Below are 13557 nucleotides of genomic sequence, written 5' to 3'. Positions count from 1 at the left end.
CCACGTCCTGTTCCTGCTTACGCCCGCGCCCACTGCGCGTCGCCCCTGGCGGGCATTATCGCAGCCGCGGCTGCAACGCATGTGTAGACCAAAGTCGCCGACGGCGTTCAACCTGCGGCGGGAGGACCTTTCACGGCCACCAGACGCACCGGCCGCAGGTCGGTCAGGGTCATCCGTTCCAGTGGCTGCGGCCGCTCGACCGCATAGCCCTGCAGGCCCTGCACCCCAAGCCGGGTCAGCGCGGCGGCGACTTCGGCGGTCTCTACCCATTCGGCCACCACCTCCATCTGCAGCTCGCGCCCCAGTTCACTGATCGCGCGCACGGTGGCGTGGCTGACCGGATCGGTATCCATGTCGCGCACGAAGGCCCCGTCTATCTTCAGGATGTCGGCCGGCAGCTGGCGCAGGTAGCCGAACGAGGACAGCCCGGAGCCGAAATCGTCCAGCGCCATCCGGCAGCCGCGCGCCTTCACCGCATCGATGAACGCGCGCGCCTGGCTGAGGTTGCTGATTGCGGCGGTCTCGGTGATTTCGAAGCACAGCTTGGAGGCCAGCGCGCGATTGCGCTCCAGCAGGTCGCAGACGAAGGCGAGGAAGCCGGGTTCGGCGATCGACTGCGCCGACACGTTGACGTTGCACAGTCCCAGCTGCCGCACATGCGCCGGGCACACCTGCAGGTGCCGGAACAACAAGCCGAGCACGTGCCGGTCCAGCGCCACGGCCATGCCATAGCGCTCCACCGCCGGCATGAACTGGCCCGGCAGGTGCAGGCTGCCATCGCTGCCGCGCATGCGTACCAGCACCTCGTAGTGCAGGTAGGTGGGATCGCCGACGCGGGCGATGCGCTGCGCATACAGCACCATGCGGTTCTCGGCCATGGCCAGGCTGACGCCCTGCAGCCGCTCGGCTTCCCGGCGCCGTTCCTCCAACGCCATGCGGTTCTCGTTGAAGCAGTGCACGCGGTTGCGCCCGGCCTGCTTGGCCGCATAGCAGGCACTGTCGGCGGCGCTCATCAACCAGTTCACATCCGGTGCGTCGGCGCTGACCTCGACCACGCCGATGCTGCAGCTCAACTGCGGGCTGCCCTCGCTGACCGGGAACGTCGCCTGCCCCAGATTGCGGATCACCCGCTGCAGCACGCGCTTGGCCTCGTCCTGCCCGGCATGGGCGAGGAACACCGCGAACTCGTCCGCACCCAGCCGGCCCACCCAGTCACCATCGCGCACCGCCGCCACCAGGTAATCGGCGAAGCTGCGCAGCATCTGGTCGCCGGCGGCATGGCCGAAGCTGTCATTGACCAGCTTGAAATGGTCCAGGTTGATGTAGCACAGCGCGTGCGTGCCACCTTCGCTGCGCACCTGCAGCAGTGCGCGTTCCAGCAGGCGCTCGATCTCGCGCCGGTTGATCAGGCCGGTTAGCGGGTCATGGCTGGCGTGGTGCTCGATCTCGCGCGCCAGTGCATGGTTCTGGCTGACGTCTTCGATGATCGCGAACACTGACAGGCCGCCGCCGGCGCTGCGCACACCGGTGCCGCTCCAGCGGCCCCAGACCAGGCTGCCATCACGACGGCGGAAGCGCAGTTCGCTCGGGCGCAGCTGGCGGTCCCAATCGATGCGCCCCACCCCATCAATGACCAGCTCGCCGTCCATCAGCAGGTCAGCCAGCGACAGCTGCAGCAGCATGTCACGACGATGGTCGAGGATATCGGCCATCGCCTGGTTGGCCTCGATCACCTTGCCTTCGGTATCGAGCTTGAGCATGCCGACGTTGGCCTGGTAGAACGCTGCGCGGAAGCGGCTCTCGTGTTCGGTCAGGTCCTTGCCGACGCGGCGCGCCAGGGCCACCGCCATCAGGCTGATCGCCAGCACCGACAGGCCCGCGACCATCAGCGTGGCCAGCCTCACCAGCGTCGCCATCCGCAGCAGCGCCTGCGAGAACGCCTGGCTCTGCACCTGCATCCGGCGGTCGAGATCACGCAGTTGCTGCAGGTACTGGTCACGCGTGGCTGCCAGTAAGGGGCCACCCTCGTGCCGCCGCTGCAACTCATCGACCAGGCGCTGCAGCGCCATCAGGTCCCCGTCGGTCTGCCGCCATAACGCGGTCGCTTCGCGGAAGGCACCGATATCGCGCGCGTAGCGGAACGAAAACACCAGGCGCGGAATGTCGGCGTGCGCGTTGCCCCCCTGCAGGAAGCCCTGCCGGGCCTTCTCTTCGTCAGGCTCCGCCTGTTCCAGCGCCAAGCGCGCCTGCAGATCGCCCAACGGCACCTGCAGGGCCTGGCGTGCATCGTCCAGGTCCTGGGCATCACCGCGCGCCAGGTAGCGACTGAGCGCGGCGGTCGCATCCTGCTGACCGCGCGACCAGTATCCCTGGCCGGCGATCCAGGCGGTGGAGGCCGCCTGCAGTTCCTGGATCAACGCCGACAATGCGACCAGTCCGATCGCCATGCCGGTCAACAACGCAAATCGCAGTCCCAGCCCCCGGGTCATCGGCACCCGCCGGCTCTGTTGGTCCGTGCCACTCCTACCCATCCCGGATCCCCCCGAATGTGCTGCGGTGACAACCTCCTTTGGAAGCGGACCAGCCTATGACCGGCAATGTGCTGACCGTGCGAAAAAGGGGACGGAGGGGATTAAGTCATTTTCGGCATAAGCGCATGGCCTGCCATAGACGACTTAATCCCCTCCGTCCCCTTTTCCTGTACGCCGGCCCGGGGGCCGGCGTCGCTCTGGACGGCTGTGGGTGCGGCTTAGAAGCTGCGCGGGCCGCGCGGCTTGAAGCCATCACGACGTGGCGGGCGGCTGTCGCGGTCACCGCCGCGGTCGCCCCCATGGCCACCCGGACCACCCGGACCACCACGACGCGGGCCACCGGGGCCGCCCGGACCACGCTTGTCGAAGCGCGGCTTGAACGGACGCGGGGCCGGGTTGATCTCTTCACCGGCCGCCAGCGGACGCATCTGCAACTGTTGGCCGGACACCCACACCTTCTGCAGGTGCGACAGCACGTCCGGCGGCATCTGTGCCGGCAGGTCCAGCAGCGAGAAGTCGTCGTGGATGTCGATGCGGCCGATGAAGCGGCTTTCCAGGCCGGCTTCGTTGGCGATGGCGCCGACGATGTTGGCCGGCTTCACGCCGTGCTGGTGGCCCACCGAAATGCGGTAGGTCTCCATGCCCTGCTCCGGCGCACCACGCGGCGGAACCTCGCGGCGCGGACGCGGCTCGAAACCACCTTCGGCGTCGTCGCGACGCGGGCCACGCTCGAAGCGCGGCCCCCGCTCGTTGCGGTCGAAGCGATCGCCACGCTCCGGGCGGTCGCCACGGTCGAAGCGCTCGCGCGGCGCGCGCTCTTCACGCGGGGCACGCACCGGCGGCTGCAGCAGGAACGGGGTATCGCCCTGCAGCATCCTGGCCAGCGCGGCGGCGATCTCGATGGCCGGCACGTTCTGCTCGTTCTCGAAGCGCTCCAGCAGCTGGCGGTAGAAGTCCAGGCCGCCGGCGCCGAGCGTTTCGCTGATACGCGAGGTGAACTTGTTGATGCGGGTGTCGTTGACCGCTTCCACGCTCGGCAGCTGCATCTCTTCGATCGGCTGGCGGGTGGCACGCTCGATCTGGCGCAGCATGCCCTTCTCGCGCGGGGTGGCGAACAGGATCGCCTCGCCGCTGCGGCCGGCACGGCCGGTACGGCCGATGCGGTGCACGTAGCTCTCGGTGTCGTACGGGATGTCGTAGTTCAGCACGTGGCTGATGCGCTCCACGTCCAGGCCGCGGGCGGCCACGTCGGTGGCGACCAGGATGTCCAGCTTGCCTTCCTTCAGCATGGCAATGGTGCGCTCGCGCTGGGCCTGCTGCATGTCACCGTTGATGGCGGCAGCGGCCAGGCCACGCGCCTGCAGCTTGCTGGCCAGTTCTTCGGTGCCGGCCTTGGTGCGCGCGAAGATTATCATCGCGTCGAACGGCTCGACTTCCAGGATGCGGGTCAGCGCGTCCAGCTTGTGCATGCCGCTCACCCACCAGTAGCGCTGGCGGATGTTGGCCGAGGTGGTGGTCTTGGCCGCGATGGTCACTTCCACCGGGTCCTGCAGGTAGGTCTGCGCGATGCGGCGGATCTGCGGCGGCATGGTGGCCGAGAACAGGGCCACCTGGCGCTGCTCCGGCAGCTTCTTCAGCACGGCTTCGACATCGTCGATGAAGCCCATGCGCAGCATTTCATCGGCTTCGTCCAGCACCAGGGTCTTCAGCTCGGACAGGTCCAGGGTGCTGCGGTCCAGGTGATCGATCACGCGGCCGGGAGTACCGACCACGATGTGCACGCCACGGCGCAGGGCCGACAGCTGCTGGCCGTACGGCTGGCCGCCGTACACTGGCAGCACGCGGAAGCCCGGGATCTTCGACGAATAGGACTGGAATGCCTCGGCAACCTGAATGGCCAGTTCGCGGGTCGGCGCCAGGATCAGGGCCTGGGGCTTGATCTGCTGCAGGTCGATGTTGGACAGTACCGGCAGTGCGAACGCAGCGGTCTTGCCGGTACCGGTCTGGGCCTGGCCCAGCACATCGCGGCCTTCCAGCATCGCCGGGATGGTGGCGGCCTGGATCGGCGACGGGGTTTCGTAGCCGATGGCGGTGACCGCCTGCATCACGGGCTCGGACAGGCCGAGCTGCGCGAACTGCAGCGGCGCTTGGGAATCTTGGGACATGGGGAACTCCGAAGGCACTGCCGTCTTCCTGGCAGTGCGATAAAAAGGGTGATGGTCCGCGCTTTGGGCGCCCTTCTTATCGCGTGCCCTGGCGCTGCTCGGTCGGAGGAGATTTCACTCGCTCAGAGCGGAATGATACCGCATTGATCCTGAACGAGGCGTACAGCTTTCCATGTGCGTGCCGTCGTGCCCCGTGCTGGCGCACAATACGCGCCCTCTCCCCGGCCCGGCCGCTGGCCTGCGCCCTCTTTCCAGGACCCCTCGCTCCATGCAGATTCTCGAATTCGACCTCGACGGCGACTACGTCGAACTCAAGCAGCTGCTGAAGCTGGCCGACCTGGTCACCAGCGGCGGCGAGGCCAAGATGGTCATCAGCGAGGGCCAGGTGCGGGTCGACGGTGAGGTCGAACTGCGCAAGGCCTGCAAGATCCGCGCAGGCCAGGTGGTCGAGTTCGCCGACAGCCAGATCCGCGTGCTGGCCGCTGGCTGATCCGAGGGTGTTCAGGCCACGCGCTGGGTCAGGTGCGAGGCGATCAGCTGCCTGAACGGCGCCACGCCCTGCGCCAGGCGCAGGCCCGCGGCCCGCAGCAGGCGTGCCGGGCGACGATCGTCGGTGTACAGGCTGGCGATCGCGTTGGTGGCCTCGTACAGCGGCCGCGACGCCAACCGATGACCGCGTTGGTAGCTGGCCAGCATGCCGGCGGCGGCAATGTCGGCACCGCGCCGCTGCTGCGCGACGATGCCCTGTGCCAGCCGCTGTGCGCTGGCCAGTCCCAGATTGAAGCCGTGCGCGGTGACCGGGTGCATGCCCACCGCGGCATCGCCGATCAGCGCGGAACGCTCGCCGACGAAACGGTGCGCGTACACCCCCACCAGCGGATACGCCTGCGGTGTGGCCACCGGCTGCATGCGGCCCAGCCGATGCTCGAAGCAGGCACTGATGGCCTCACCGAAAGCCACCTCGTCCATCGCCAGCAGTTCTTCGATCTGCCGCGGCGGCAGCGTGATCACCGCCGATGCCTGGCCCTCGTTGAGCGGCAGCAGCGCCATGGTGCGGCCGTAGGCGAACCACTCCCAGGCCGTATGGTGATGGTCGCGCTCGACCTGCATGCGGCATACCAGCATCGACTTGCCGAAGTCGCGCATCTGCGCACCGATGCCAAGCATGCGGCGGGTGGCGGAGAAGCGGCTGTCAGCCGCGACCAGCAGGCGCGCGTGCAGTTGACTGCCGTCATCGAGTCTGACCACCTGGCCCTGCGCATCGGCCTGCACGCCCAGCACCTTGCGCCCGTCGAACAGCTCCAGCCCATCCTGGCCCTGCACGGCGTCCCAGGCGGCGCGGCGGATCAGGTGGTTGGGCACCAGCCAGCCCAGCGGCTGGCCATCAACCTGGCTGCTGGCGAAGGTCAACGCGAACGGCGAGCCGCCGTTCATCACCCTGGCATCGCGCAGCTCGGCGACTTCGGCCTGCGGCAGCCGCTGCCACAGCCCCAGTTGCTCCATGCTCTGCCGCGAGGCATGGGTCAGCGCGATCTCGCGGCCATCGAAGGCGGCGTCGGCCAGGGCCTGGCGCGGCTGCACTTCGACCAGCCCGACCTGCAGGCCACTGCCGGCCAGCGCGCGCGCGAAGCACAGGCCCGCCGGTCCGGCGCCGACCACCACCACGTCCATCCTGCGCATGCGCGCCTCCTGCCGTTGATTCAGTCCGGGCCAGCATAGCGCCGCGCGCCTGAGCGGCCTTGATCTGGATCAGGCCGACTTACAGAAGTGCGAACACGAGCGCCAGGATCGACAGCAGCGATACGAGCCAGACCAGGCTGCGCACGTAGGGCACGCCCGCGGCATACAGCGGCAGGTAGACCACACGCGCCCAGACGTAGGCCTGCGCAGCCAGCGCCGTGGTGTCGTTGCTGCGCCCGGCCACGACCACTGCGATGGCGGCAGCGGCGAAGAACGGGAAGGTTTCCAGGAAGTTGGACTGCGCACGCTGCAGGCGGCCGGCCAGCGGGCTGAGCGGCTTTGAATTGCCATCCCGTGCCGAGGCATTCCACTTCATCCCGCGCTCGCGGGTGACCACGGTGGAGGTGGCGAAGATGTAGACGAAGCCCAGCAGCACCGACCAGGCCAGCATCGTCAGCTCAGTTGCCATCGTTCATCTCCTCAGGGCGCCGACGCGCGCAGGCTGTAACCGGCCAGGCGCCAGACCTGGTCCTCGTCGAAACGGAACGAGACCAGCTCGCGCACCGGCTGCACGCTGTTAGCGAAACGGGTCGGGAAGCTGACGTTGATGTACAACCCTTCCGGCACTGCGGCGCCGGGGCTGTACTTGACCCGGGTGATGGTCGGCTGGCCACGCCCGGCCAGCGCACCCAGGCGCGTGCGCTCGGCGGCCAACTGGCTGACGAAGGTGGCCTTCGGCACCGCACGGCGCGCGACGGCCGAAGCACCATCCCACAATTCGCCGGCGCGGTTGGCATCGACCAGCTGTGCCGCCTTCAACGCAGCCGCGCCCATTTCCGCGTCCTGCTTCTGCACCTGGGCCTGATGCGCAGCGGTCAACGCCGGGGCACCGGCAGTGGCGGGCTTCGCGGCCGCCGGCGATGTCGGGGCCGGGCGTGCCGGAGCCGGTGCAGGCGTGGCCGGTGCAGGTGCCTGCGCCAACGCAGTCAGGGGCAGCAGGGACAGCAGCAGGAGCACGCGCTTCATGGACACCGCCGGTTCTGGAGGAAAGGACCGCAGTCTACGCCAGCGCAGTGAGCGGTTCGTCAGCGCGCGTGGGCGTTGCCTTCCACCGCCGCCGCATCGGCCTGAGCGGCCGGCGTGCCGGTCTCTGCTGGCGCCTGTTCGGCCACCGGCGGCGGCTCCGGCGGCGCTGGTGGCAGCGTCGCCACATCGATCTCCGACAGCGGGCTTTCGTCGGGGCAGACCGCGTCCGGGAAGCCGAAGCGCTGCTTCAACGCCTGGCCGCAGCTGTTGATCGACTCCATGTCGGCGCCTTCGCGCTTGCACTGCTGGTCGAAGGCGACCAGGAACGCGTCCTTGCGCTGCACGAAATCGTCGCCGCAGGCACGCATCTGCTTGATCCGTTCCAGATCGTCCTGCACCGCATTGGTGCCATCCAGGCCGTACTGGCGCAGTTCGTCCGGAGTCAGCAGCCGCAGGCTGCGGTTGGGCACGGTCATCATCAGATCGGCCACACCGACCGCCACGCCGTTGCGTTGCAGGTAGTCCTTCACGTTGTCGTAGACCTCGTGCAGCTCGCGGTTGAGCTCGGCGCGCGAGGTGGCCTTGGAACTGATGCGCATCATGCGGTGGATGCCGACCTTGCCCGACAGCAGGCGGTTGTCGCCGGCGGCCAGCACGAACACGCAGGCGCTATGGCAGATCGAGCCTTCGCGCACCCAGATGGTCCAGCCCGATTCACCGATGCTGTCACCGGCGACAATCGCCGACTCCACCTGCCCCCCGCTGGAATCCAGATCGAGGATGCGCTTGTGGATCTTCTGCTCGTCAGCAACCACGGCCAGTCGCCACATCATCTCGGCGAAGCCCGGATTGATCTTGCCGGCGTAACGCACGCGCATCAGGCCGCGCTCGGCGCACGGGGCCAGCGCCTGGGTGATCTGCTCGCGCTGCAGGCCTTCCAGCTCGACACCGTCGCCGGCATCGCCAGCATATTCCGTGCTGCAGCTGACCCAGGCACGGCCATTCTCAAGCTGCGCCTGCGGCCACGGCCGATCCGCCTGGCTGCGCGGCGGCGCTGGCGGTGGCGGTGCATCGGCCGCATTGATCGACACCATGTTCTCGCCATCGCTGGCCGGCGCCCGCGCAGCCTTGTCAGCAGCGGTCACATTGCCTGGATTTTCCAGCTGGCTGCAGCCCGCCAAGGCCAGGCACAACAGGGGCAACCAGCGGCGTTTGGCGGACATCGGGCAACCAGTCTTCACGTGAGCAGGAGCCACAGTCTACCCGTCCGGGGGACGCATTCAGCGCGTGGCACTGAACCCCTTCTGACCCCCTGGTTCCATCCATTTCATTACAGCGTCTTCCACCACCCCATCCACGCATGGCGTGGATCTACCGTGTCGACCAAGGTCGACACCTACCAGAGCGGGATGCCCTTCCGGCAGGCCGCGGGAAACTGTCGAAGGCGGGGTGGATCCGGTGGCAGGGGCGTGAGCGCCATGGATGGCGCGACCGAGCTTCCATGGGTGAGGGCGCTTTGTTTGCGAAGCACTGCTTCGCAAGCGCCCGAACGCCCAGCCGCCAGCGGCTGGGCCGGGCCCCGGAGGGGGACTTGCAGCGTCCCCTGCCACCGGACCCACCCCGCCCTCCCCCAGGAAGCCCGCTGTTGTTGTTGCTCTGGCCTCCGCGGGTGCAGGGCGCAGCCCAGCCCAACCCCCTTCAGCATCCATGTCCGAATGTGGCGAGTATCGCCGCCCGCACGGGCCTAGACTGGCGCCATGGACACCGCCCTCGCCCTCGACACCGCCGCCTGCGACCGCGCCCGCCTGGCCCGCGACGCACGCTTCGACGGCGTGTTCTTCACCGCCGTGCGCAGCACCGGCATCTATTGCCGCCCGGTGTGCCCGGCACCGCCGCCGAAGCCGCGCAACATCACCTACTTTCCGACCGCCGCGGCCGCTGCGGCCGCCGGGTACCGCCCCTGCCTGCGCTGCCGCCCGGAATTGGCACCGCAGGCCCAGCAGGCCCTGGCCGGACAGACCGTGCAGCGGGCACTGGCGCTGATCCACGGCGGCTTCCTGCAGGAGCAGCCGGTGGCCGATCTTGCAACGAAGCTCGGCCTCAGCGCGCGCCAACTGCAGCGCCTGTTCGTCGAACATCTCGGCGCGACGCCCGGGCAGATCCACGCAACCCATCGCCTGTTGCTGGCCAAACAGTTGCTGACCGAAACCACGCTGGCGGTGACCGACGTCGCGCTGGCTGCCGGCTACAACAGCCTGCGCCGCTTCAATACCGCGTTCCTGCAGGGCTGTGGGATGGCGCCGACCGCCCTGCGTCGCCAGCATCAACCGTTGGCTGCAGATGATGGCGGCCTGGTGCTGCGCCTGGGCTACCGTCCACCACTGGACTTCCCACGCATGCTGGCCTTCCTGCGCAAACGCAGCCTGCCCGGCATCGAACTGATCGGCGAAGACAGCTACCAGCGCGTACTGGGCACGCCCGAGCGCCCCACCCTGCTGCGCGTCACCGCCGATTCGAAGCGGCCGGAACTGCGCCTGCAATTGGGCGCGGTGGATCCGCGCCTGATCCCCGACATCGTGCGCCGCGTGCGTCGGGTGTTTGATCTGGATGCCGACCTGCAGCAGGTCCATGCCGCGCTGGGCGAAGAACCGCTGCTCGCGCGTGGCATCGCCGAACGCCCCGGACTGCGCGTACCCGGCGGCTGGGATGGCTTCGAGGTAGGCGTACGCGCGGTACTCGGGCAGCAGGTCAGCGTGGCCGCGGCCACCACCTTCGCGCGGCGCCTGGTCGATGCCTACGGCGCACACCTGCCGGGCATGCCATCGGAATTCGATCGCCAGTTCCCCGCGCCCGAGGTACTGGCCGAGGCACCATTGGAATCCATTGGCCTGCCGCGCAGCCGCGCGGCCACCGTGCGCGCCCTGGCCGCCGCCTGCGCCAGCGGCCGGCTCGACTTCGGGCCCGGCCAGGCCTTGGAGGAATTCGTGGCCCGCTGCGTTGCACTGCCCGGCATCGGCCCCTGGACCGCTCAGTACATTGCCCTGCGCGGACTCGGCCAGCCCGATGCCTTCCCGGCCGGCGATCTTGTACTGCAGCAGGTGCTCGGCCACGCCCAGGGCCAGCGCCTGAGCGAACGTGCGACCGAAGCGCGCTCGCAACCGTGGCGCCCGTGGCGCGCCTACGCGGTGCTGCACCTGTGGCACCTGTCCGGCACGTTCGTTGGAGAACCGACATGACCCTGTTGTTCGATCGTTTCGACAGCCCGATCGGCGTATTGACCATCGCCGGTGACGAGCGTGGTCTTGCGCACGTGCTGTTCCCCGAGAACCGCCACCCCGCACGCGGGCGCGACGGCTGGCAGCATGCACCAGGTGCATTGCCGGAAGCGCGCGAACAGCTGCTGCAGTTCCTGCACGGTGAACGCAGCCGGTTCGACCTGCAGCTGGCACCACGAGGCACGCCTTTCCAGCTGCGCGTGTGGCAGGCGCTGGCGTTGATTCCGTTCGGCCAGACCTGGAGCTATCTGCAGTTGGCGCAGCACCTGGGCCAGCCCAGCGCGACCCGCGCGGTGGGCGCGGCCAATGGCCGCAATCCATTGCCGATCATCCTGCCCTGCCACCGCGTGATCGGCAGCAACGGTGCACTGACCGGCTTCGGCGGCGGCCTGGAAACCAAGGCCGCGCTGCTGCGGCTGGAACAGCGCCAGGCACCGCTGTTCGCCTGAGAGGGCTGGCCGGGCTGCGCCCGGCACCCGCAGAGGCTAGAGCAACAGCAACAGCGGGCTTCCTGCGGGGAGCCAGGGTGGGTCCGCGCCATGCGTGGATGGAAGCATCAGGAATACGTCTGGAGAAAAGCCCCCTGCTTGTTGAAGGGGGGCGCCGACAGGCGCGGGGATAAGGAAAAATGCGCGGAGACGGCGCGCAATAGTGAGCCGTGTCTTGGGCGCGTCATTACCTCGCACTATCATGCGCGGATGACTTCCGTACGCCTGACCTGCGCGCTGGCGCTGCTGCTGCCCTTGGCCGCCTGCACCACCGCGCCTGCCCCTTCCGCCTCCGTTCCCACACCCGTCGCTGCGGCGGCACCGCCCAAGCTGCTGCTGATCTCCATCGATGGCCTGCGTGCCGACGCGCTGGATCGCGGCCTGACCCCGAACCTGCAGCGACTGATCGACGGCGGCGTGCGTGCACGCTGGATGACCCCGTCCTATCCGTCACTGACCTTCCCCAACCACTACACCCTCGTTACCGGCCTGCGCCCGGACCACCACGGCATCGTCAACAACAGCATGGACGATGAAGCACTGGGCCGGTTCGAGCTGAGCAATCGCGAAGCGGTGACCACCAGTGGCTGGTGGGGCGGCGAACCGATCTGGGTCGGCGCCGAGAATGCTGGCGTGCGTTCGGCCACCACCTCATGGCCGGGCAGTGAATCGGAGATCCGTGGCGTACGCCCCAGCCAGTGGCGCATCTACGACGGCAAGGAACCGCTGGAACAGCGCGCTGGCATCGTGCTCGATTGGCTGTCACAGACCGACGCCGATGCCCCCCGCCTGACCACGCTGTACATGGAACACGTGGACAAAGCAGGTCACAACTACGGCCCCGAGTCGAAGCAGTACGCCGACGCCATCGTGCGCGCCGACCAGATCGTCGGCCAGGTGCTCGACGGACTCCAGCAACGTGGGCTGGCCGCAACCACCAATGTGATCGTGGTCTCCGACCATGGCATGGCCAGTGTCCTCGCTGGCCAGGTCATCGCCACCGAATCGATGGTCGACCCGGCGATTGCGCGCAATGTCAGCCAGGGCCAGTCGGTCGGCTTCGCACCAGTGGTCGGCCATGAAGCCGCCGCCGAACGCGCTCTGCTCGGCCGCCACGCGCACTACGAATGCTGGAAGAAAGAAAAACTGCCGGCGCGCCTGCACTACGGCACCCATCCGCGCATTCCCGCCATTGTCTGCATGATGGATGAAGGCTGGGATGCCCTGCATCAGGAAAAGATCGCCAAGCGCGAACAGCAGGACCGCGGCTCGCACGGCTACGACAACGCGCTGCCGTCCATGCGTGCAGTGTTCGTGGCCAGCGGTCCGTCGTTCCGCCAGGGCCTGGTGATCGATGGCTTCGACAATGTCGATGTCTATCCACTGCTGGCGCACCTGCTGCAGGTGCCGGCCGCGCCGAACGACGGCAACCCGGAAACGCTGAAGAAGACCCTGCGCTGATCCGGTTGTAGCGCCGAGCCCACGCTCGGCTCACCGGACAGGCATAAAAAAACGCGGCGCCAGGCGCCGCGTTTTCTTTAGACCGGTCGTTCGGCCGGATCAGGCCTTGGCGACGGCCTTCTTCGCCACGGCCTTCTTCGCCGGAGCCTTGGCCACGGTCTTCTTGGCAACCGGGGCGGCGGCGCCTACGGCGACCTTGCTCGCGGTATGCGAACGGGCGTTGCCGTAGCTGGCGTTGTAGCGCTTGCCCTTGGCGGTCTTGCGGTCACCCTTACCCATGTCTTCAACTCCTCAAGTGTGAAATCTGGTTACCCCGTACTGACACGGGTTCGGCGGGGCCGCCTTGCTGGGCGCCCCCGCGCACGATCGAAAATCCTATCACGGAGCGCCTAGTGCGCGCAGCTGGCGTCGTGTACGTGGCCGTGGTTCAGGCGCAGGTTGACCAGATGGGCAACGCCCACCAGCAGGCCACCGATGGTCATCACCACCGCATGCGGCACGGCGTTGTGATGCAGCGGCTCGTACAGCACGCCGGCCCACAGCGCGACCAGGCCGGGGATCAGGAAGCCCAGCGCACGCAGCGCGCCGTGGCGGCGGTAACCCCAGACCAGGCTGAACAGCCCAAGCAGGGTCACGAACAGCACCAGCGCCTGTTCGACGCCGTCGCTCAGCCAGAACGACAGGCCCAGCGAGGGCGCTGCCGCCAGCAGCACCGGGATGACTGCGCAATGCACCGCGCACAGCATCGAACCGGTGGCACCGAAACGGTCGAGCAGGTGGCGCAGGCGTGAGGACAAGGACATGACTTCCAGCAGGGTCGGCGAATCGTTATGGAATAATATAACATCCCTCTCCGACCCGCACGCTTTCCCTCCCCCTGTCCCATCGACGGGATTCGTGCGCCCCGCGATTGATACAGTGTAACAAAGGA

General features: G+C 68.1%; 12 protein-coding genes. 4 read left to right on the top strand and 8 right to left on the bottom strand.

The window, feature by feature from the left end; genetic code table 11:
• Positions 1–107: 107 nt before the first annotated feature.
• Both ROV93_RS01440 and ROV93_RS01435 read right to left on the bottom strand, forming a co-directional pair.
• The gene (locus ROV93_RS01440; protein WP_072166836.1) at positions 108–2531 is read right to left on the bottom strand and encodes an EAL domain-containing protein; all 2424 of its coding nucleotides are present in this window, start codon (positions 2529–2531) and stop codon (positions 108–110) included.
• Between the two features lie 218 nt (positions 2532–2749).
• The gene (locus ROV93_RS01435) at positions 2750–4696 is read right to left on the bottom strand and encodes a DEAD/DEAH box helicase (protein WP_053497041.1); all 1947 of its coding nucleotides are present in this window, start codon (positions 4694–4696) and stop codon (positions 2750–2752) included.
• A 268-nt stretch (positions 4697–4964) separates the two neighbouring features.
• Here ROV93_RS01435 and ROV93_RS01430 point away from each other — a divergent pair, with 268 nt between their 5' ends.
• Complete coding sequence (locus ROV93_RS01430) at positions 4965–5186, top strand: RNA-binding S4 domain-containing protein (RefSeq protein ID WP_014036469.1); 222 nt, start codon at positions 4965–4967, stop codon at positions 5184–5186.
• A gap of 11 nt (positions 5187–5197) precedes the next feature.
• Here the strand turns inward: ROV93_RS01430 and ubiM are convergent, their stop codons facing one another.
• The 4 genes from ubiM to ROV93_RS01410 all read right to left on the bottom strand — a co-directional run bounded on the left by ubiM (position 5198) and on the right by ROV93_RS01410 (position 8625).
• Positions 5198–6376 carry a 5-demethoxyubiquinol-8 5-hydroxylase UbiM gene (gene ubiM, locus ROV93_RS01425; RefSeq protein ID WP_072166837.1) on the bottom strand — a complete coding sequence of 393 codons (1179 nt, stop codon included), beginning with the start codon at positions 6374–6376 and terminating at the stop codon, positions 5198–5200.
• 79 nt (positions 6377–6455) lie between these two features.
• The gene (locus ROV93_RS01420; protein ID WP_072166838.1) at positions 6456–6845 is read right to left on the bottom strand and encodes an MAPEG family protein; all 390 of its coding nucleotides are present in this window, start codon (positions 6843–6845) and stop codon (positions 6456–6458) included.
• A gap of 11 nt (positions 6846–6856) precedes the next feature.
• Entirely contained in the window at positions 6857–7402 is a 546-nt protein-coding gene (locus tag ROV93_RS01415) for a DUF4019 domain-containing protein (protein WP_072166839.1), read from the bottom strand.
• Positions 7403–7461: 59 nt separating this feature from the next.
• Complete coding sequence (locus ROV93_RS01410) at positions 7462–8625, bottom strand: hypothetical protein (protein ID WP_061479514.1); 1164 nt, start codon at positions 8623–8625, stop codon at positions 7462–7464.
• A 534-nt stretch (positions 8626–9159) separates the two neighbouring features.
• Here ROV93_RS01410 and ROV93_RS01405 point away from each other — a divergent pair.
• The 3 genes from ROV93_RS01405 to ROV93_RS01395 all read left to right on the top strand — a co-directional run bounded on the left by ROV93_RS01405 (position 9160) and on the right by ROV93_RS01395 (position 12626).
• A complete protein-coding gene (locus tag ROV93_RS01405; RefSeq protein ID WP_072166840.1) occupies positions 9160–10638 on the top strand; it encodes a DNA-3-methyladenine glycosylase 2 in 1479 nt (492 codons plus the stop codon).
• Entirely contained in the window at positions 10635–11126 is a 492-nt protein-coding gene (locus ROV93_RS01400) for a methylated-DNA--[protein]-cysteine S-methyltransferase (protein WP_072166841.1), read from the top strand. The genes ROV93_RS01405 and ROV93_RS01400 overlap by 4 nt, the downstream gene beginning before the upstream one ends.
• A gap of 249 nt (positions 11127–11375) precedes the next feature.
• The gene (locus ROV93_RS01395) at positions 11376–12626 is read left to right on the top strand and encodes an ectonucleotide pyrophosphatase/phosphodiesterase (RefSeq protein ID WP_072166842.1); all 1251 of its coding nucleotides are present in this window, start codon (positions 11376–11378) and stop codon (positions 12624–12626) included.
• A 99-nt stretch (positions 12627–12725) separates the two neighbouring features.
• Here ROV93_RS01395 and ROV93_RS01390 read toward each other — a convergent pair whose 3' ends face one another.
• Together ROV93_RS01390 and ROV93_RS01385 are read right to left on the bottom strand one after the other, a co-directional pair.
• Complete coding sequence (locus ROV93_RS01390) at positions 12726–12905, bottom strand: 30S ribosomal protein THX (RefSeq protein ID WP_004150462.1); 180 nt, start codon at positions 12903–12905, stop codon at positions 12726–12728.
• A 110-nt stretch (positions 12906–13015) separates the two neighbouring features.
• Positions 13016–13429 (bottom strand): MerC domain-containing protein, encoded by a 414-nt coding sequence (locus tag ROV93_RS01385; protein ID WP_005415804.1) that lies wholly within the window; start codon positions 13427–13429, stop codon positions 13016–13018.
• Positions 13430–13557 lie beyond the last annotated feature (128 nt).

Source organism: Stenotrophomonas maltophilia group sp. msm4, from assembly GCF_032025605.1.
Lineage (GTDB): Bacteria > Pseudomonadota > Gammaproteobacteria > Xanthomonadales > Xanthomonadaceae > Stenotrophomonas > Stenotrophomonas sepilia.
The sequence above is the reverse complement of the archived record's forward strand: the minus strand, read 5'-3'. Positions and strand labels throughout refer to the sequence as shown.